This window comes from Sneathiella sp., from assembly GCF_036844445.1.
Lineage (GTDB): Bacteria > Pseudomonadota > Alphaproteobacteria > Sneathiellales > Sneathiellaceae > Sneathiella.
The window spans coordinates 1-20,202 of record NZ_DAIUFV010000003.1; the positions used below are offsets into that span (position 1 = coordinate 1).

Below are 20,202 nucleotides of genomic sequence, written 5' to 3' on the forward strand. Positions count from 1 at the left end.
TGAAGTCGCTCTCCGACATGCTGAAGGGCAAGCAGGGCCGCTTCCGCCAGAACCTTCTGGGTAAGCGCGTCGACTATTCGGGCCGTTCGGTGATCGTGGTCGGGCCGGAGCTGAAACTCCATCAGTGCGGCCTGCCGAAGAAGATGGCGCTCGAGCTTTTCAAGCCCTTCGTTTATGCGAAGCTGGAACTGAAGGGCATGGCGGCGACCGTCAAGATGGCGAAGAAGCTGGTTGAGAAAGAACGGCCGGAAGTCTGGGACATCCTCGAAGAGGTGATCCGCGAGCATCCGGTGCTGCTCAACCGTGCGCCGACGCTGCACCGCCTCGGTATCCAGGCGTTCGAGCCGACCCTGATCGAGGGCAAGGCGATCCAGCTTCACCCGCTGGTCTGCACGGCCTTCAACGCCGACTTCGACGGTGACCAGATGGCTGTTCACGTGCCGCTGTCGCTCGAAGCGCAGCTTGAAGCCCGCGTTCTCATGATGTCGACCAACAACATCCTGAGCCCGGCGAGCGGCAAGCCGATCATCGTGCCGAGCCAGGACATTGTTCTTGGTATCTATTACCTCACCATGGACCGGGCGAATGAGCCGGGCGAGGGAATGCTGATTGCCGACGTTGCCGAAGCGCTGCATGCGATCGACAACAAAATCCTGACGCTGCACAGCAAGATCAAGACCCGTATCTATGAGATGCAGGAAGACGGCAGCGAGGTGCGCAAAGTGGTGGAGACCACGCCGGGCCGTATGCTGATCGAGGAAATTCTGCCGCGCAACGCGAAGATCAACTTCAACCTGATCAACCGCCTGCTGACGAAGAAGGAGATCACGCAGGTGATCGACGAGGTCTATCGTCACTGCGGCCAGAAGGAGACGGTGATTTTCGCCGACCGGCTGATGGGCCTCGGCTTCTCCCACGCCTGCCGCGCCGGTATCTCCTTCGGCAAGGACGACATGCGTATTCCGGAAGCGAAGGAGCAGCTTGTTGAAAGCACGCGCAAGCTCGCCGAGGAATATGAGCGTCAGTATTATGACGGCCTGATCACGCAGGGCGAGAAGTACAACAAGGTCATCGATGCCTGGTCACAGTGCACGGACCGCGTCGCCGAAGAGATGATGAAGGTCATCGAGAAGGTGGAGATGGATGAGAACGGCCGTCAGGTCGGCATCAACTCCATCTACATGATGGCCAACTCCGGCGCCCGTGGTTCCGCGGCGCAGATGAAGCAGCTTGCCGGGATGCGCGGCCTGATGGCCAAGCCCTCGGGTGAGATCATCGAGACGCCGATCATTTCCAACTTCAAGGAAGGCCTCAGCGTTCTTGAATACTTCAACTCGACGCACGGCGCCCGTAAGGGTCTCGCCGATACGGCGCTTAAGACCGCGAACTCCGGTTACCTGACCCGCCGTCTCGTCGACGTCGCGCAGGATTGCGTCGTCATCGAAGAGGACTGCGGCACGACCAACGGGCTGACGGTTCGCGAAGTGGTGGAGGGGAGCGATATCATCTCGACCCTGAATGACCGCCTTCTCGGCCGCACGGCGGCTGTCGATGTGATCAATCCGACCACGGGCGAGGTTCTTGTCGCGGCCGGTGAGATGTTCGACGAGGCGACGGCGCTCCAGACCGAGACGGTCGGGGTTGAGCAGGTTCTGATCCGCTCGGTTCTGACTTGCGAGACGAAGGGCGGCATCTGCGCGAAATGCTACGGCCGTGACCTCGCGCGGGGCACCCCGGTCAATATCGGTGAGGCAGTCGGTGTTATCGCCGCGCAGTCCATCGGTGAGCCCGGAACGCAGCTTACCATGCGGACCTTCCATATCGGCGGTACGGCGCAGGTTGCGGAAACCTCCTCCATCGAGGCGTCGCATGACGGCACGATCCGGATCGAGAACCGCAACGTGGTTGTCAACTCCAGCGGCTTCCCGATCGTCATGGGCCGGAACTCCGAACTGGTTCTGGTCGATGTCAATAACCGCGAGCGGGCCCGCCACCGCGTCGCCTACGGCACGCGTCTCCTCGTCGATGAGGGGGCCGAGGTCCGCAAGGGCGACAAGCTGGCGCAGTGGGATCCGTTCACCACGCCGGTTATCACCGAGCTCAAGGGTAAGGTCAGTTATAAGGACCTTGTCGGCGGCGTGTCGATGGCCGAACAGGTTGATGAGGCGACCGGCATCACCCGGAAGATTGTCGTTGACTGGAAGTCACAGCCGAAGGGCAGCGACCTCCGCCCGCGCATCACGCTGCGCGATGACGAGGGTGAGATTCTCACCCTGCCGAGCGGTCATGAGGCCCGCTACTTCCTGCCCGTCGATGCTATCCTCTCGGTTGAGGACGGCGCAGATGTGCAGGCCGGTGACGTGCTTGCCCGTATTCCGCGCGAAGGCTCCAAGACCAAGGACATCACCGGCGGTCTGCCGCGGGTGGCGGAACTTTTCGAGGCACGTCGTCCGAAGGATCACGCGATCATCGCCGAGGTCAGCGGCTTCGTCGAGTTCGGCAAGGATTACAAGTCCAAGCGGCGGCTTTATATCCGCCCCGAAGACGAGAATCTGGAGCCGGTCGAGTATCTGATTCCGAAGGGCAAGCATCTCGCGGTCAACGAGGGCGACTTCGTCCGCGTCGGCGACTACCTGCTTGATGGCAACCCGGCGCCGCACGATATCCTGAAAGTGCTCGGGGTCGAGGCGCTCGCCAACTTCCTGATCAACGAGATCCAGGACGTCTATCGCCTGCAGGGCGTGAAGATCAACGACAAGCATATTGAAGTGATCTGCCGACAGATGCTGCAGAAGATCGAGATCGAGAAGCCGGGCGACAGCTACTTCCTGCTCGGCGAGCAGGTCGATGCCGAAGAGTTCGAGGCGCATAACGCGAAGCTCGTTGCCGAAGGCCGCGCGCCGGCCGAAGGCAGCCCGGTTCTGCTCGGTATCACCAAGGCGAGCCTGCAGACCAACTCCTTCATCTCCGCCGCCTCCTTCCAGGAGACGACGCGGGTGCTGACGGAAGCCTCGGTCGCCGGCAAGCGCGATATGCTGGTCGGTCTGAAGGAGAACGTCATCGTCGGCCGCCTGATCCCGGCGGGAACGGGCGCGATGATGAACCGCCTCAAGGTGACGGCCGCGAAGCGCGACCGCGAGCTGCAGGAGCAGAATGCCGGCATCGATATGCTGGAACCCGAGAGCAGCGGCGAGACCTCGGCCGCCGAATAACAGGAGAATCGCCTTCGTGCGCGGGCAATGCCCCGCGGGAGGGCCACTCCATGAGACGAACGGCGCCCCGATCAGGGCGCCGTTTTTCATCGCCGCGCGCGATCACGATCTGAATTCGTGCAACATCGTGATTTTTATTCTCTTTTTGCGAAAATGCGGGCGCCGCCATGGGCCGGCGGAGGGGCAAGCGGAGCGGGCGGGAAAGATTAATGAAATGCCAATCTTTCTTCTTGACTGCATGAAACCCCGCCCATATATTGCGCGCTCCTGACACTGGTCGTGTACTGAATTTTCCGTGTGTCGTCAGGATTTTTTTAAAAAACACACGTGTTAAGTCTCTTCGGGTGGACGCAAAAAACCTGACCGCGAGCAGAGCCGCAACTGCGCGCGGCTGTTCTGTTTGCGGGAACGAATGATAGGAAGAAGAATGCCTACTATTAATCAGCTGATTAGAAATCCCCGCAAGGCACCGATTTCGCGGAATAAAGTGCCCGCCATGGAGGCGTGCCCGCAGAAACGTGGTGTCTGCACACGAGTTTATACGACGACGCCGAAGAAGCCGAACTCCGCGCTTCGTAAAGTTGCCCGTGTCCGCCTGACCAATGGTTTTGAGGTGTCAAGCTACATCCCCGGCGAAGGGCATAATCTGCAGGAGCACTCTGTGGTTCTGATCCGTGGCGGTCGTGTGAAGGACTTGCCGGGCGTTCGCTATCACATCATTCGCGGTGTGCTGGATACGCAGGGTATTGCAAGCCGTCGTCAGCGTCGCTCCAAATATGGCGCCAAGAAGCCGAAATAAGGAATGAATTGAATGTCACGTCGTCACGCAGCTGAAAAACGCGAAATTCTCCCTGACGCAAAGTATGGGGATGTTGTTCTGACCAAGTTCATGAACTCCCTCATGTATGACGGAAAGAAGTCGACTGCCGAAGGTATTATCTACAAGGCCTTCGAGATCATCGAAAAGAAGACGGGCAACAATCCCGTTGAAGTTTTCCATGAAGCGCTCGACAAGATTAAGCCCGATATCGAAGTCCGCTCCCGCCGTGTCGGTGGTGCGACCTACCAGGTGCCGGTCGAGGTGCGCAGCGAGCGCGGCCAGGCCCTGGCGATCCGCTGGCTGATCGCCAGCGCGCGCAAGCGCTCCGAGGTCACCATGGTTGACCGCCTGTCCGGCGAGATTCTCGATGCGTCCAACGAGCGGGGTGGCGCAGTGAAGAAGCGTGAGGACACGCACAAGATGGCGGAGGCGAACCGCGCGTTTGCCCATTACCGCTGGTAATTGAATTTAACGACGCAAGCTAAAGCTTTTAGGATTTCCGACATGGCACGCAAAACCCCTATCGACCGATACCGCAACATTGGGATTATGGCCCATATTGATGCCGGTAAGACGACAACCACGGAACGCATTCTGTTCTACACCGGGGTGTCTCACAAGGTAGGCGAGACGCATGACGGCTCGGCGACCATGGACTGGATGGAGCAGGAGCAGGAGCGTGGGATCACCATCACCTCTGCCGCGACCACCTGCTTCTGGCACGATCACCGCATCAACGTCATCGATACGCCCGGTCACGTGGACTTCACCATCGAGGTGGAGCGTTCGCTCCGCGTTCTCGACGGCGCGATCGCCGTGTTTGACGGCGTTGCCGGTGTTGAGCCGCAGTCGGAAACCGTCTGGCGCCAGGCCGACAAGTACCGCGTGCCGCGGATGTGCTTCGTCAACAAGATGGACCGCACAGGCGCGAACTTCCTGCGCTGCGTCGACATGTTCAAAACCCGCCTTGGCGCGACCCCGCTGGTCATCCAGCTGCCGATCGGCTCCGAATCCGATTTCGAGGGCGTTATCGACCTCATCCGGATGAAGGAAGTGGTCTGGCTCGGCGATGAAGCCGGCGCGCAGTTCGAATATCGCGACATTCGCCCCGAGCTTGCCGATCAGGCCGCGGAATACCGTGAGAAGATGATCGACACGGCAATCGAGGTCGATGAGGCGGTTCTCGAAGCCTATCTCGAAGGCGAAGAGCCGGACGAGGCGACGCTGCGCCGCTGCATTCGCAAGGGCACCATCGAGGCGATCTTCGTGCCGGTTCTGACCGGAACGGCGTTCAAGAACAAGGGTGTTCAGCCGCTGCTCGACGCGGTTGTCGATTTCATGCCCTCGCCGGTCGATATCGGCGGCACGCACGGCATCGATGTGAAGACCGAGAAGGACATCGAGCGCATGCCGTCCGATGACGAGCCGTTCGCCGGCCTCGCCTTCAAGGTGATGAGCGATCCGTTCGTCGGCTCGCTGACCTTCGTGCGCGTCTATTCGGGCGTTCTGGAAGCCGGCACGTCGACGCTGAACTCCGTAAAGGGCACCCGCGAGCGCGTTGGCCGCATGCTTCAGATGCATGCCAACAGCCGGGAAGATGTGAAGGAAGCCCGCGCCGGCGATATCGTCGCCATTGCTGGCCTGAAAGACACCACGACCGGTGACACGCTGTGCGATGCGGTGAAGCCGGTTATTCTGGAGCGGATGGAATTCCCCGAGCCGGTGATCGAGATTGCCGTCGAGCCGAAGACCAAGTCGGACCAGGAAAAGATGGGCATCGCCCTCAACCGCCTTGCCAAGGAGGATCCGTCCTTCCGCGTGTCGTCCGACGTCGAGAGCGGCCAGACGATCATCAAGGGCATGGGCGAATTGCATCTCGACATCATTGTCGATCGCATGCGCCGGGAATTCGGGGTGGAAGCAAACGTCGGTGCACCGCAGGTGGCGTATCGCGAAAGCCTCACCCAGCGGGCCGAACTCGACTACACCCACAAGAAGCAGTCGGGTGGTTCGGGTCAGTTCGCGCGGATCAAGATTGTTGTCGAGCCGAGCGAGGCCGGTGCAGGTTTTGTCTTTGGTGATACCATCACGGGCGGGTCGGTTCCGAAGGAATACATCCCGGGCGTTGAGAAGGGTGTCCGCGAAATCGTCGAGACGGGCGTGCTCGCCGGCTTCCCGATGATCGACGTGAAAGTGACGCTGATCGACGGTGCCTATCATGACGTCGACAGCTCGGTCATGGCCTTCGAAATCGCCGGTCGTGCGGCGATGCGCGAGGCGGCCCGCAAGGCCGGCCTGCGTCTGCTTGAGCCGATGATGAAGGTCGAGATCGTGACGCCGGATGAGTATATCGGCGACGTCATGGGCGACCTCAACAGCCGCCGCGGTCAGGTGACCGGAACGGAACAGCGCGGCATTGCGCAGGTCGTCAATGCCATGGTGCCGCTCGCCAACATGTTTGGCTATGTGAACACGCTGCGTTCCCAGACCCAGGGGCGGGCAACCTTTACCATGGTCTTCGACCATTATGAACCTGTGCCACAACACGTTTCAGACGAAGTTCTGGCGAAGTTGGCGTAACGAAACGAGCTGAGGCAGCCGGGAAATTGGAGAATTAAAATGGCCAAAGAGAAATTTGATCGCAGTAAACCGCATGTAAACATTGGCACCATTGGTCACGTTGACCATGGGAAGACGACGACGACGGCGGCGATTACGAAGGTGCTTTCGGAAGCGAGCGGCGGCAAGTCGTTTGCGTTTGACGAGATTGACAAGGCGCCGGAAGAGAAGGCGCGCGGCATCACGATTTCGACGTCGCATGTTGAATATGAGACGGCCAACCGTCACTATGCGCATGTCGACTGCCCGGGTCACGCGGACTATGTGAAGAACATGATCACGGGTGCGGCGCAGATGGACGGGGCGATCCTGGTTGTGTCGGCGAACGACGGCCCGATGCCGCAGACGCGCGAGCATATCCTGCTGGCGCGCCAGGTTGGCGTTCCGGCGCTGGTGGTGTTCCTGAACAAGGTTGACCTTGTTGACGATCCGGAGCTGCTGGAGCTGGTCGAGATGGAAATCCGCGAGCTGCTGTCTGAATATGAATTCCCGGGCGACGACATTCCGATTGTTGCCGGCTCGGCGCTGGCGGCGCTTGAAGGCCGTGACGACGAGATTGGCAAGGACGCGATCCTGAAGCTGATGGCGGCGGTTGACGAAGCCATTCCGCAGCCGGAGCGGGCGATTGACAAGCCGTTCCTGATGCCGATCGAAGACGTGTTCTCGATCTCGGGCCGCGGCACGGTTGTAACGGGCCGTATCGAGAGCGGCGTGGTCAAGGTTGGCGAGGAAGTCGAGATTGTCGGCATCCGCCCGACGACGAAGACGACCTGCACGGGCGTTGAAATGTTCCGCAAGCTGCTCGATCAGGGCCAGGCCGGTGACAACGTCGGCGTGCTGCTGCGCGGCACGAAGCGCGAGGATGTTGAGCGCGGCCAGGTTCTGGCGCGTCCGGGCTCGATCACCCCGCACACGAAGTTCAAGGCTGAAGCCTACATCCTGACGAAGGAAGAAGGCGGCCGTCATACGCCGTTCTTCACGAACTACCGTCCGCAGTTCTACTTCCGCACGACGGACGTGACGGGCGTTGTCTCGCTTCCCGAAGGGACGGAGATGGTGATGCCGGGCGATAACGTGACGATGGATGTCGAGCTGATCGCGCCGATCGCCATGGACGAAGGCCTGCGTTTCGCGATCCGCGAAGGCGGCCGCACCGTCGGCGCCGGCGTCGTCGCCAGCGTAACTGCTTAAGGCAAAGACACATCCTGTCTTATCGGTTAAGACAGTGATGCAGAGATAAAGGCAGTCCCGGGCGCCGATTCAAGCGGATCAGCGACCCGGGTCTGCCCGTTCAGGCCGGAGGAGTGTAGCTCAATTGGTAGAGCACCGGTCTCCAAAACCGGGGGTTGGGGGTTCGAGTCCCTCCTCTCCTGCCATTCTGGTTGATCTCTGCGTAAAAGTCTTGTATACCGCCGGGTCATTCACCCGAAATGAGGATATTGATTTAATATGGCGAAGGTTAACCCAGGAGCTTTTATCCGCCAGGTGCGGCAGGAAGCCTCGAAGGTCACGTGGCCGACCCGAAAGGAGACGCTGATCACCACGGGGATGGTCTTCGTCATGGTTTTTCTGGCCTCGATGTTCTTCTTTCTGGTTGACAGCGGCATCCAGTTAGCCATCAAGACATTCATGACGCTGGGGTCCTGATCCTATGGCAAAACGTTGGTACATCATTCACGCCTACTCAGGGTTTGAGAAGAAGGTCGCCCAGGCCATCAAGGAACAGGCGATTCTGAAGGGTCTCGCCGACCACTTTGAAGAGGTGCTGGTGCCGGTCGAGGAAGTGGTGGAAGTGCGCCGCGGCCAGAAGGTCAATACGGAGCGCAAATTCTTCCCCGGCTACGTCCTCGCGCATATGGAAATGAATGAGGAAACCTATCATCTGGTGAAAAACCTGCCGAAGGTGACGGGCTTCCTCGGTAACGGCAACAAGCCGACGCCGATCTCCGAGAAGGAGGCGAAAGCCGTCCTCAACCAGGTGCAGGAAGGGATCGAGCGGCCGAAGCCGTCGGTCACCTTCGAGCTCGGCGAGGAAGTGCGCGTCAGCGACGGTCCGTTCGCGACCTTTATGGGTCTCGTCGAAGAGGTTGATGAGGAAAAGGCCAAGCTGAAAGTGTCGGTCTCCATTTTCGGCCGCTCGACGCCCGTCGAGCTTGATTATTCGCAGGTCGAGAAGAGTTAATTCGAAGTCCGCATGGTGCGGAAATGTTGTGGGAGGCCGGCCATGGCCAAACCACGACCCCTTATTGTTGAAGAGGGAATATAATGGCAAAGAAAATTACGGGTTATATCAAGTTGCAGGTCCCGGCGGGACAGGCAAATCCTTCGCCGCCCATCGGCCCGGCCCTGGGTCAGCGCGGTGTTAACATTATGGAATTCTGCAAGGCGTTCAATGCCTCGACCGGCGGTATGGAAGCCGGTATGCCGATTCCGACTGTGATCACGGTCTATGCGGACCGCTCGTTCAGCTTCGTGACCAAGACGCCGCCGGCGGCTTACTTCCTGAAGAAGGCCGCAGGGCTCAAGAAGGGCGGCGCGACGCCGAGCCGCAGCGTTGCCGGAAAGGTGACCGAGGCGCAGGTGCGCGAGATTGCCGAGGCGAAAATGCCGGATCTCAACGCCAATGATATCGAAACGGCAATGGACATCATCCGTGGGTCTGCCCGTTCCATGGGCCTGGAAGTGGTGGAGTAAGGATCATGGCGAAACTGACGAAAAAACAGAAGGCCCAGGCCGGACAGGTTGACCGCAACAAGCTCTATGGGCTTGACGAGGCGATCGACATCATCAAGGCGAACGCGACGTCGAAATTTGACGAGACTGTCGAAATTGCCATGAACCTCGGCGTTGACCCGCGCCACGCGGACCAGATGGTGCGCGGCGTGATCCAGCTGCCGAACGGCACGGGCAAGTCGGTCCGCGTTGCGGTGTTTGCGCGCGGCGACAAGGCCGAGGAAGCGAAAGCGGCCGGTGCCGAACTGGTCGGCGCTGAAGATCTGATGGAGCGTATCCAGAACGGCGAGATGAATTTCGATCGCTGCATCGCAACGCCCGACATGATGGCAATCGTCGGCCGTCTCGGCAAGGTGCTGGGTCCGCGCGGCCTGATGCCGAACCCGAAGCTCGGCACGGTGACGCCGAATGTCGCCGACGCCATCAAGGCGGCGAAGGGCGGCCAGGTCGAATTCCGCGCCGAGAAGAGCGGGATCATCCACGCCGGCCTCGGCAAGTCGAGCTTCAGCAAGGATGCGCTGCGCGAGAATATCCGCGCCTTCGTCGATGCGGTGGCGAAAGCCAAGCCGAGCGGCGCCAAAGGAACATATATCAGGAAGATCGCCGTCAGCTCCACCATGGGGCCGGGCGTGAAGCTTGAGGTCAGCGACGTCATCTGACGCCGCGACGGGATTTGCCGCCTCGCAAGGGGCGGCAGATGTCGGGTCGGCATGCCGGCCCGTCTGTCCAAGACTGCAGGTGTTTCCGGATCTCCGGAAATTTAAAAGCGTTCGTTGCCTGCATAGACAGGGAAGCTAAAAAATTCGCTGCAAGTCAGCAATTCAGGTGGACCTGGGACAGTTTGAACCGGATCCGGCACCCCGCCGGGTTCAAGTGAAAACGGAATATCCTGAAGTCGGGATATTTCAAAAACTGGAGACGACGAGTGGACCGATCGCAAAAAGAAGCGGTGGTTGCCGAGCTGAACGGTGTCTTTAACGAGGCCTCAGTGGTTGTCATTGCCGAATACAGTGGTCTCACTGTCGCGGAAATGACCGATCTGCGCGTTAAGATGCGGCAGGCCGGAGCCCGCTTCAAAGTGACCAAAAATCGGCTTGCGCGTCTCGCTCTTGATGGCACGGACTATAGTTCCCTGTCCGCAAAACTGAAAGGCCCGGTGGGTATCGCCTATTCAAGCGATCCGGTCGCGGCCCCGAAGGTGGCGACGGACTTTGCCAAGGGGAATGAGAAGTTCATCGTCATCGGCGGCGCCATGGGTGAGACAACGCTTGACGCCGCAGGTGTCAAGGCTCTCGCCAGCATGCCTTCGCTCGATGAGCTTCGTGGAAAACTTATCGGTCTGGTGCAGGCACCCGCGACGAAGATCGCCGGCGTTCTGCAGGCACCGGCCGGCCAGTTGGCCCGTGTCCTGGCGGCGAAAGCCGCACAGGGTTAGATGTAATAGCCAGTTAATATCGAAACAAACCAATAGGTTTACCTGAGGAGAACTAGTAAAATGGCCGATCTCGAAAAGATTGCCGAAGATCTTTCCAGCCTGACCGTGCTGGAAGCTGCGGAACTCGCAAAACTTCTGGAAGAAAAATGGGGCGTCTCCGCGGCGGCTCCGGTCGCTGTTGCAGCGGCTCCGGGCGCTGGCGGCGGCGAAGCTGCTGCGGCTGAGGAAAAGGACGAATTTGACGTTATTCTTGCCACCGTCGGTGACAAGAAGATCAACGTCATCAAGGAAGTTCGCGCCATCACCGGCCTTGGCCTGAAGGAAGCGAAAGACCTTGTTGAAGGTGCGCCGAAGCCCGTTAAGGAAGGCGTCAACAAGGACGAAGCCGCGAAGATCAAAGAACAGCTCGAAAGCGCAGGCGCAACTGTTGAACTTAAGTAAACAGTTTTGTTGCAGCGACCTTTTGGTAGCTTGAAATAAACGGGGAAGGTGGCTTTTGCTGCCTTCCCCGCAGCCGCTTTCAAAGCGGTGATCGCAAAATCCGTCGGGATTTCAAACACGTGACCCGTCCGGAGGGGTGGATATCCGGAAGAAATCAGCAGGATTTCCTGACCAGGCGCCCCCGCTTCGGGCGCTGTCGGAGATCCGGCGGCAACTCTTGTTTTCCGGGGTTGTTATTCAGTTGGCCAGAAAACATACGGGGATTTGGCATGGGCATTTTGCAGTCTTTCACCGGTCGCAAGCGCGTTCGTAAAAATTTCGGAACAATCAAGGCGGCAACTGAAATGCCGAACCTGATTGAGGTTCAGAAAACGTCCTACGATGCGTTTTTGATGAAAGACACGCCACCCGATCAGCGCGGTGACGAGGGGCTACAGGCGGTTTTCAAGTCTGTATTCCCGATCAAGGATTTCGCGGATACGGCAAGTCTCGAATTCGTTTCCTACGAGTTTGAAGCCCCGAAATATGACGAGGAAGAGTGCCAGCAGCGCAGCATGACCTTTGCCGCGCCGCTCAAGGTGACCTTGCGTCTTATTGTATTCGAGGTCGATCCGGACACTGAAGCGAAGTCCGTCCTCGATATCAAGGAGCAGAGCGTCTACATGGGCGACATGCCGCTCATGACGGACAAGGGCACCTTCATCATCAACGGCACCGAGCGCGTCATCGTCTCGCAGATGCACCGCAGCCCGGGCGTCTTCTTCGATCATGACAAGGGCAAGACGCATGCGAGCGGCAAGCTCCTGTTCGCGGCGCGCGTTATCCCCTATCGCGGCTCGTGGCTCGATTTCGAATTTGACGCCAAGGATATTGTCTATGTGCGCATCGACCGCCGCCGCAAGCTGCCGGTGACGACGCTGCTGCAGGCGCTCGATATGACGCATGAGGATATCCTCAACTATTTCTACGACCGGGTTGACTACAAGCTCGAGAAAAAGGGCTGGCGGACGCCGTTCAATGTCGAGCGCGTGCGCGGCAGCCGGCTTATCCGCGACCTGATCGACGCCGACACCGAAAAGGTGGTCGCCGAAGCGGGCACGAAAATCACCCAGCGTCTTGCCAAGAAACTGGTGGAAGAGGGCCTCAAGGACATGCTCGTCGGCCATCTCGATCTGGTCGGGCGCTATATCGCCGAAGATCTGATCAACGAGAAGACCGGTGAAGTGTTCGCCGAGGCGGGCGATGAGCTTACCGAAGCGATGATCGACCGGCTTGAGGCAGCCGGCTTCAAGGAACTCTCGACGCTCGATATCGATAACGTCAATGTCGGCCCCTATATCCGCAACACGCTCGCCATCGACAAGAGCACGTCGCGCGATCAGGCGCTGATCGACATCTACCGCGTCATGCGTCCGGGTGAGCCGCCGACCGAAGAGACGGCGGAAGCCCTCTTCAACGGGCTTTTCTTCGATCCGGAGCGCTATGACCTTTCCGCCGTCGGCCGCGTCAAGATGAACCTCCGCCTCGATCTCGAGGTTGAGGACACCGTGCGCGTGCTGCGTAAAGAAGATATCCTCGCGGTTGTCAAGACGCTGGTCCGCCTGAAAGACGGGCATGGCGAGACCGACGATATCGATAACCTCGGCAACCGCCGGGTGCGCTCGGTCGGTGAGCTGATGGAGAACCAGTATCGCATCGGGCTTCTTCGCATGGAGCGGGCGATCCGCGAGCGGATGAGCTCGGTCGAGATCGACACGGTGATGCCGCATGACCTGATCAATGCGAAACCGGCCGCCGCGGCGGTGCGTGAATTCTTTGGCTCGAGCCAGCTCAGCCAGTTCATGGACCAGACCAACCCGCTTTCCGAGATCACCCACAAGCGCCGCCTGTCGGCGCTTGGCCCGGGCGGCCTGACGCGGGAGCGCGCGGGCTTTGAAGTTCGCGACGTGCACCCGACCCATTACGGCCGTATCTGCCCGATCGAGACGCCGGAAGGCCCGAACATCGGTTTGATCAACTCGCTCGCCACTTTTGCGCGCGTCAACAAATACGGCTTTATCGAAAGCCCCTATCAGCGCGTCGAAAACGGCAAGCTGACCAATGAGGTCCGCTATCTCTCCGCCATGGAGGAGAGCAAGCACACGATCTCGCAGGCCAACGCCGCCCTCGATGAAGAGGGCCGATTCACCGAGGATTTCGTTCGCTGCCGCGCGCAGGGCGACTATGTCGTCGCCAAGCCCGAGGACGTGACCTATATCGACGTGTCGCCCAAGCAGCTTGTCTCGGTCGGCGCGGCGCTTATCCCGTTCCTTGAGAATGACGACGCCAACCGCGCACTGATGGGATCGAACATGCAGCGCCAGGCGGTGCCGCTCCTGCGGGCCGAGGCGCCGTTCGTCGGCACCGGTATGGAAGAGCGGGTGGCCCGCGATTCCGGCGTCGCCACGGTGGCGAAACGCGCCGGCGTGGTCGATCAGGTGGATGCGACCCGCGTCGTTATCCGCGCGACCGATGAGGATGATCTCACCAAGTCCGGTGTCGATATCTACAACCTGCTGAAGTTCCAGCGGTCCAATCAGAACACCTGCATCAACCAGCGGCCGCTCGTGAAGGTCGGCGATCGGGTCGAAGCCGGTGATATTATTTGTGACGGTCCGTCGACGGATCTTGGCGAGCTCGCGCTCGGCCGCAACGTGCTGGTCGCCTTCATGCCGTGGAACGGCTATAACTTCGAGGACTCGATCCTCATCTCCGAGCGGATCGTGAAGGACGATATCTTCACCTCGATCCATATCGAGGAGTTTGAAGTTGCCGCCCGCGACACGAAACTCGGCCCGGAAGAAATCACCCGCGATATTCCGAACGTCGGCGAGGAGGGGCTGAAGAACCTCGACGAAGCCGGTATCGTCTATGTGGGTGCGGAAATCCAGCCGGGCGATATTCTCGTCGGCAAGATCACGCCGAAGGGCGAAAGCCCGATGACGCCGGAAGAGAAGCTGCTGCGCGCCATCTTCGGCGAGAAGGCGTCCGACGTGCGCGACACCTCGCTCCGTCTGCCGCCCGGGGTTGCCGGAACGGTCGTCGAGGTACGCGTCTTCAACCGTCACGGCGTTGAGAAGGACGAGCGCGCGCTCGCCATCGAGCGCGACGAGATCGAGCATCTGGCGAAAGACCGGGACGACGAAAAGGCGATCCTCGAGCGGACGATCTATGACCGCCTGAAGGGCCTGCTGATTTCACAGATCGTGGCGTCCGGCCCGAGCGAGTTCAAGGCGGGTGAGGAAATCACCTCCGAGAAGCTCCTCGACCTGCACCGCGGTGTCTGGTGGCAGATCAGCGTCCAGGACGACAGCGCGATGGAGAAGATCGAGCAGCTGAAGAAGCAGTATGACGAGGCGATCGGTGCACTCCGCGCCCGCTTTGAAAACAAGGTGGACAAGCTGCAGCGCGGCGACGAGCTGCCGCCCGGGGTAATGAAGATGGTCAAGGTCTTCGTTGCCGTGAAGCGCAAGCTGCAGCCGGGCGACAAGATGGCCGGCCGCCACGGCAACAAGGGTGTCATCTCCCGCATCCTGCCGGAAGAGGATATGCCCTATCTTGAGGACGGAACGCCGGTCGATATCGTGCTGAACCCGCTCGGCGTGCCCTCGCGCATGAACGTCGGGCAGATCCTCGAGACGCATCTTGGCTGGGCGAGCCATGGTATCGGCCGCCAGATCAGCGAGATCATGACGCGCATCCGCCATGGCTCCGCCGATCTCGCGCCGCTCAAGGCGAAGCTGAAAGAGGTCTATGGCGATACCGAGTATGAGGAAAAGATGTCGGATATGTCCGACGAACAGTTCCTCGAACTTGGCGGCAACCTGACGCATGGCGTGCCGATGGCAACGCCGGTCTTCGACGGCGCGCGGGAAGAGGATATCAACCGCCTGCTTGAGATCGCGGGGCTTGATACCTCCGGTCAGGTAACGCTGATTGACGGGCGCACGGGCGAGCCGTTCGACCGGAAAGTGACAGTCGGCTATATCTATATGCTGAAACTGCACCATCTGGTTGATGACAAGATCCATGCGCGCTCCATCGGCCCCTACAGCCTTGTGACCCAGCAGCCGCTCGGCGGTAAGGCGCAGTTCGGCGGCCAGCGCTTCGGTGAAATGGAGGTCTGGGCCCTGCAGGCATATGGCGCCGCCTACACGCTGCAGGAAATGCTGACCGTCAAGTCCGACGACGTGGCCGGCCGTACCAAGGTCTATGAAGCCATTGTCCGCGGCGATGACACGTTCGAAGCCGGTATTCCGGAAAGCTTCAACGTTCTGGTGAAGGAAATGCGCTCCCTCTGCCTGAATGTCGAACTTTCCCAGACGGGATACTGAGGATACCGGTCCCGGCTCCGGCCGGGACCGCATGAACGCCGGTCACTGACATTAGAATTTTAAGGCTGCCATACAGGCGCCTCCCGGGGGATCCCGGGTTAAAAAGGAGAGATGGTCCATGAATGAGCTAATGAACCTATTTGGTCAGCCGCAGGGCACTCAGGCTTTCGATCAAATCCGCATCTCGATTGCATCGCCGGAACGCATCCGGTCCTGGTCCTACGGTGAGATCAAAAAGCCCGAAACCATCAACTACCGCACATTCAAGCCGGAGAAGGACGGCCTCTTCTGCGCCCGTATCTTCGGTCCGATCAAGGATTACGAATGCCTTTGCGGCAAGTACAAGCGGATGAAATACCGCGGCATCACCTGCGAGAAGTGCGGCGTTGAAGTCACGCTCTCCAAGGTCCGCCGCGAACGCATGGCGCATATCGAACTGGCGTCCCCGGTTGCGCATATCTGGTTCCTGAAGTCGCTGCCGTCGCGCATCGGCCTCTTGCTCGATATGACGCTGAAGGATCTCGAGCGGATCCTCTATTTCGAAAACTACGTGGTCATCGAGCCGGGCCTCTCGCCGCTGAAGCAGTACCAGCTTCTCAGCGAAGAGGAATATCTCGACGCGCAGGACGAATATGGTGAGGATGCCTTCACCGCCGGCATCGGCGCGGAAGCGATCCGCGATGTTCTCGCCGGCCTCGATCTCGAAGCGATCCGCGAGGAAATCCGCGAGGAAATGGCGACGACCACCTCTGAAGCCAAGCCCCGCAAGCTCGCCAAGCGTCTCAAGATCATCGAGGCCTTCATTGAATCGGGCAACCGTCCGGAATGGATGATCCTGCAGGTGATCCCGGTGATCCCGCCGGAGCTGCGCCCGCTGGTGCCGCTCGATGGCGGCCGCTTTGCGACGTCTGATCTGAACGATCTCTATCGCCGCGTCATCAACCGCAACAACCGCCTGAAGCGCCTCATCGAGCTCCGCGCGCCGGACATCATTGTCCGCAACGAAAAGCGCATGCTGCAGGAATCGGTTGATGCGCTGTTCGACAACGGCCGCCGCGGCCGCGTCATCACGGGCGCCAACAAGCGTCCGCTGAAGTCGCTCTCCGACATGCTGAAGGGCAAGCAGGGCCGCTTCCGCCAGAACCTTCTGGGTAAGCGCGTCGACTATTCGGGCCGTTCGGTGATCGTGGTCGGGCCGGAGCTGAAACTCCATCAGTGCGGCCTGCCGAAGAAGATGGCGCTCGAGCTTTTCAAGCCCTTCGTTTATGCGAAGCTGGAACTGAAGGGCATGGCGGCGACCGTCAAGATGGCGAAGAAGCTGGTTGAGAAAGAACGGCCGGAAGTCTGGGACATCCTCGAAGAGGTGATCCGCGAGCATCCGGTGCTGCTCAACCGTGCGCCGACGCTGCACCGCCTCGGTATCCAGGCGTTCGAGCCGACCCTGATCGAGGGCAAGGCGATCCAGCTTCACCCGCTGGTCTGCACGGCCTTCAACGCCGACTTCGACGGTGACCAGATGGCTGTTCACGTGCCGCTGTCGCTCGAAGCGCAGCTTGAAGCCCGCGTTCTCATGATGTCGACCAACAACATCCTGAGCCCGGCGAGCGGCAAGCCGATCATCGTGCCGAGCCAGGACATTGTTCTTGGTATCTATTACCTCACCATGGACCGGGCGAATGAGCCGGGCGAGGGAATGCTGATTGCCGACGTTGCCGAAGCGCTGCATGCGATCGACAACAAAATCCTGACGCTGCACAGCAAGATCAAGACCCGTATCTATGAGATGCAGGAAGACGGCAGCGAGGTGCGCAAAGTGGTGGAGACCACGCCGGGCCGTATGCTGATCGAGGAAATTCTGCCGCGCAACGCGAAGATCAACTTCAACCTGATCAACCGCCTGCTGACGAAGAAGGAGATCACGCAGGTGATCGACGAGGTCTATCGTCACTGCGGCCAGAAGGAGACGGTGATTTTCGCCGACCGGCTGATGGGCCTCGGCTTCTCCCACGCCTGCCGCGCCGGTATCTCCTTCGGCAAGGACGACATGCGTATTCCGGAAGCGAAGGAGCAGCTTGTTGAAAGCACGCGCAAGCTCGCCGAGGAATATGAGCGTCAGTATTATGACGGCCTGATCACGCAGGGCGAGAAGTACAACAAGGTCATCGATGCCTGGTCACAGTGCACGGACCGCGTCGCCGAAGAGATGATGAAGGTCATCGAGAAGGTGGAGATGGATGAGAACGGCCGTCAGGTCGGCATCAACTCCATCTACATGATGGCCAACTCCGGCGCCCGTGGTTCCGCGGCGCAGATGAAGCAGCTTGCCGGGATGCGCGGCCTGATGGCCAAGCCCTCGGGTGAGATCATCGAGACGCCGATCATTTCCAACTTCAAGGAAGGCCTCAGCGTTCTTGAATACTTCAACTCGACGCACGGCGCCCGTAAGGGTCTCGCCGATACGGCGCTTAAGACCGCGAACTCCGGTTACCTGACCCGCCGTCTCGTCGACGTCGCGCAGGATTGCGTCGTCATCGAAGAGGACTGCGGCACGACCAACGGGCTGACGGTTCGCGAAGTGGTGGAGGGGAGCGATATCATCTCGACCCTGAATGACCGCCTTCTCGGCCGCACGGCGGCTGTCGATGTGATCAATCCGACCACGGGCGAGGTTCTTGTCGCGGCCGGTGAGATGTTCGACGAGGCGACGGCGCTCCAGACCGAGACGGTCGGGGTTGAGCAGGTTCTGATCCGCTCGGTTCTGACTTGCGAGACGAAGGGCGGCATCTGCGCGAAATGCTACGGCCGTGACCTCGCGCGGGGCACCCCGGTCAATATCGGTGAGGCAGTCGGTGTTATCGCCGCGCAGTCCATCGGTGAGCCCGGAACGCAGCTTACCATGCGGACCTTCCATATCGGCGGTACGGCGCAGGTTGCGGAAACCTCCTCCATCGAGGCGTCGCATGACGGCACGATCCGGATCGAGAACCGCAACGTGGTTGTCAACTCCAGCGGCTTCCCGATCGTCATGGGCCGGAACTCCGAACTGGTTCTGGTCGATGTCAATAACCGCGAGCGGGCCCGCCACCGCGTCGCCTACGGCACGCGTCTCCTCGTCGATGAGGGGGCCGAGGTCCGCAAGGGCGACAAGCTGGCGCAGTGGGATCCGTTCACCACGCCGGTTATCACCGAGCTCAAGGGTAAGGTCAGTTATAAGGACCTTGTCGGCGGCGTGTCGATGGCCGAACAGGTTGATGAGGCGACCGGCATCACCCGGAAGATTGTCGTTGACTGGAAGTCACAGCCGAAGGGCAGCGACCTCCGCCCGCGCATCACGCTGCGCGATGACGAGGGTGAGATTCTCACCCTGCCGAGCGGTCATGAGGCCCGCTACTTCCTGCCCGTCGATGCTATCCTCTCGGTTGAGGACGGCGCAGATGTGCAGGCCGGTGACGTGCTTGCCCGTATTCCGCGCGAAGGCTCCAAGACCAAGGACATCACCGGCGGTCTGCCGCGGGTGGCGGAACTTTTCGAGGCACGTCGTCCGAAGGATCACGCGATCATCGCCGAGGTCAGCGGCTTCGTCGAGTTCGGCAAGGATTACAAGTCCAAGCGGCGGCTTTATATCCGCCCCGAAGACGAGAATCTGGAGCCGGTCGAGTATCTGATTCCGAAGGGCAAGCATCTCGCGGTCAACGAGGGCGACTTCGTCCGCGTCGGCGACTACCTGCTTGATGGCAACCCGGCGCCGCACGATATCCTGAAAGTGCTCGGGGTCGAGGCGCTCGCCAACTTCCTGATCAACGAGATCCAGGACGTCTATCGCCTGCAGGGCGTGAAGATCAACGACAAGCATATTGAAGTGATCTGCCGACAGATGCTGCAGAAGATCGAGATCGAGAAGCCGGGCGACAGCTACTTCCTGCTCGGCGAGCAGGTCGATGCCGAAGAGTTCGAGGCGCATAACGCGAAGCTCGTTGCCGAAGGCCGCGCGCCGGCCGAAGGCAGCCCGGTTCTGCTCGGTATCACCAAGGCGAGCCTGCAGACCAACTCCTTCATCTCCGCCGCCTCCTTCCAGGAGACGACGCGGGTGCTGACGGAAGCCTCGGTCGCCGGCAAGCGCGATATGCTGGTCGGTCTGAAGGAGAACGTCATCGTCGGCCGCCTGATCCCGGCGGGAACGGGCGCGATGATGAACCGCCTCAAGGTGACGGCCGCGAAGCGCGACCGCGAGCTGCAGGAGCAGAATGCCGGCATCGATATGCTGGAACCCGAGAGCAGCGGCGAGACCTCGGCCGCCGAATAACAGGAGAATCGCCTTCGTGCGCGGGCAATGCCCCGCGGGAGGGCCACTCCATGAGACGAACGGCGCCCCGATCAGGGCGCCGTTTTTCATCGCCGCGCGCGATCACGATCTGAATTCGTGCAACATCGTGATTTTTATTCTCTTTTTGCGAAAATGCGGGCGCCGCCATGGGCCGGCGGAGGGGCAAGCGGAGCGGGCGGGAAAGATTAATGAAATGCCAATCTTTCTTCTTGACTGCATGAAACCCCGCCCATATATTGCGCGCT

General features: G+C 60.2%; 13 protein-coding genes and 1 tRNA gene. All 14 read left to right on the top strand.

Features of this window, described 5'->3' with window-relative positions:
- The coding region (rpoC, locus tag V7Z56_RS06670) for a DNA-directed RNA polymerase subunit beta' (RefSeq protein WP_334128597.1) at nt 1-3,212 on the top strand (3,212 nt) is incomplete at its 5' end.
- Between the two features lie 427 nt (nt 3,213-3,639).
- Nucleotides 3,640-4,011: a 30S ribosomal protein S12 gene (gene rpsL, locus V7Z56_RS06675; protein ID WP_334128598.1), complete on the top strand. Its 372-nt coding sequence runs from the start codon at nt 3,640-3,642 to the stop codon at nt 4,009-4,011.
- Nucleotides 4,012-4,023: 12 nt separating this feature from the next.
- Nucleotides 4,024-4,494: a 30S ribosomal protein S7 gene (gene rpsG / locus V7Z56_RS06680; RefSeq protein ID WP_334128600.1), complete on the top strand. Its 471-nt coding sequence runs from the start codon at nt 4,024-4,026 to the stop codon at nt 4,492-4,494.
- Nucleotides 4,495-4,536: 42 nt separating this feature from the next.
- Nucleotides 4,537-6,612 (top strand): elongation factor G, encoded by a 2,076-nt coding sequence (fusA, locus tag V7Z56_RS06685; RefSeq protein ID WP_334128601.1) that lies wholly within the window; start codon nt 4,537-4,539, stop codon nt 6,610-6,612.
- A 39-nt stretch (nt 6,613-6,651) separates the two neighbouring features.
- Entirely contained in the window at nt 6,652-7,842 is a 1,191-nt protein-coding gene (gene tuf / locus V7Z56_RS06690; RefSeq protein ID WP_287948672.1) for an elongation factor Tu, read from the top strand.
- A 109-nt stretch (nt 7,843-7,951) separates the two neighbouring features.
- Nucleotides 7,952-8,027 (top strand) — tRNA-Trp (locus tag V7Z56_RS06695).
- A 73-nt stretch (nt 8,028-8,100) separates the two neighbouring features.
- On the top strand, nt 8,101-8,298 hold the full coding sequence (gene secE / locus V7Z56_RS06700) for a preprotein translocase subunit SecE (protein WP_334128604.1): 198 nt from the start codon (nt 8,101-8,103) through the stop codon (nt 8,296-8,298).
- 4 nt (nt 8,299-8,302) lie between these two features.
- Nucleotides 8,303-8,833 carry a transcription termination/antitermination protein NusG gene (gene nusG, locus V7Z56_RS06705; RefSeq protein WP_334128605.1) on the top strand — a complete coding sequence of 177 codons (531 nt, stop codon included), beginning with the start codon at nt 8,303-8,305 and terminating at the stop codon, nt 8,831-8,833.
- A gap of 83 nt (nt 8,834-8,916) precedes the next feature.
- Nucleotides 8,917-9,345, top strand: coding sequence for a 50S ribosomal protein L11 (gene rplK / locus V7Z56_RS06710; protein ID WP_334128606.1), 429 nt, complete (start codon nt 8,917-8,919; stop codon nt 9,343-9,345).
- A gap of 5 nt (nt 9,346-9,350) precedes the next feature.
- The gene (rplA, locus tag V7Z56_RS06715; protein WP_334128607.1) at nt 9,351-10,043 is read left to right on the top strand and encodes a 50S ribosomal protein L1; all 693 of its coding nucleotides are present in this window, start codon (nt 9,351-9,353) and stop codon (nt 10,041-10,043) included.
- 266 nt (nt 10,044-10,309) lie between these two features.
- Nucleotides 10,310-10,819, top strand: a complete 510-nt coding sequence (gene rplJ, locus V7Z56_RS06720; RefSeq protein WP_334128608.1) for a 50S ribosomal protein L10 — start codon at nt 10,310-10,312, stop codon at nt 10,817-10,819.
- Between the two features lie 60 nt (nt 10,820-10,879).
- Nucleotides 10,880-11,260, top strand: a complete 381-nt coding sequence (gene rplL, locus V7Z56_RS06725) for a 50S ribosomal protein L7/L12 (RefSeq protein ID WP_334128609.1) — start codon at nt 10,880-10,882, stop codon at nt 11,258-11,260.
- Between the two features lie 275 nt (nt 11,261-11,535).
- Nucleotides 11,536-15,633 (top strand): DNA-directed RNA polymerase subunit beta, encoded by a 4,098-nt coding sequence (gene rpoB / locus V7Z56_RS06730; RefSeq protein ID WP_334129049.1) that lies wholly within the window; start codon nt 11,536-11,538, stop codon nt 15,631-15,633.
- Nucleotides 15,634-15,751: 118 nt separating this feature from the next.
- On the top strand, nt 15,752-19,936 hold the full coding sequence (gene rpoC / locus V7Z56_RS06735) for a DNA-directed RNA polymerase subunit beta' (protein WP_443023764.1): 4,185 nt from the start codon (nt 15,752-15,754) through the stop codon (nt 19,934-19,936).
- Nucleotides 19,937-20,202 lie beyond the last annotated feature (266 nt).

What these genes read in the sequence shown, in the direction of transcription:
- rpsL (WP_334128598.1), top strand. Translation starts at nt 3,640, where the DNA reads ATGCCTACTATTAATCAGCTGATTAGAAATCCCCGCAAGGCACCGATT.
- fusA (WP_334128601.1), top strand. Translation starts at nt 4,537, where the DNA reads ATGGCACGCAAAACCCCTATCGACCGATACCGCAACATTGGGATTATG.
- rplK (WP_334128606.1), top strand. Translation starts at nt 8,917, where the DNA reads ATGGCAAAGAAAATTACGGGTTATATCAAGTTGCAGGTCCCGGCGGGA.
- rplA (WP_334128607.1), top strand. Translation starts at nt 9,351, where the DNA reads ATGGCGAAACTGACGAAAAAACAGAAGGCCCAGGCCGGACAGGTTGAC.
- secE (WP_334128604.1), top strand. Translation starts at nt 8,101, where the DNA reads ATGGCGAAGGTTAACCCAGGAGCTTTTATCCGCCAGGTGCGGCAGGAA.
- tuf (WP_287948672.1), top strand. Translation starts at nt 6,652, where the DNA reads ATGGCCAAAGAGAAATTTGATCGCAGTAAACCGCATGTAAACATTGGC.
- nusG (WP_334128605.1), top strand. Translation starts at nt 8,303, where the DNA reads ATGGCAAAACGTTGGTACATCATTCACGCCTACTCAGGGTTTGAGAAG.
- rpoC (WP_443023764.1), top strand. Translation starts at nt 15,752, where the DNA reads ATGAATGAGCTAATGAACCTATTTGGTCAGCCGCAGGGCACTCAGGCT.
- rpsG (WP_334128600.1), top strand. Translation starts at nt 4,024, where the DNA reads ATGTCACGTCGTCACGCAGCTGAAAAACGCGAAATTCTCCCTGACGCA.
- rplL (WP_334128609.1), top strand. Translation starts at nt 10,880, where the DNA reads ATGGCCGATCTCGAAAAGATTGCCGAAGATCTTTCCAGCCTGACCGTG.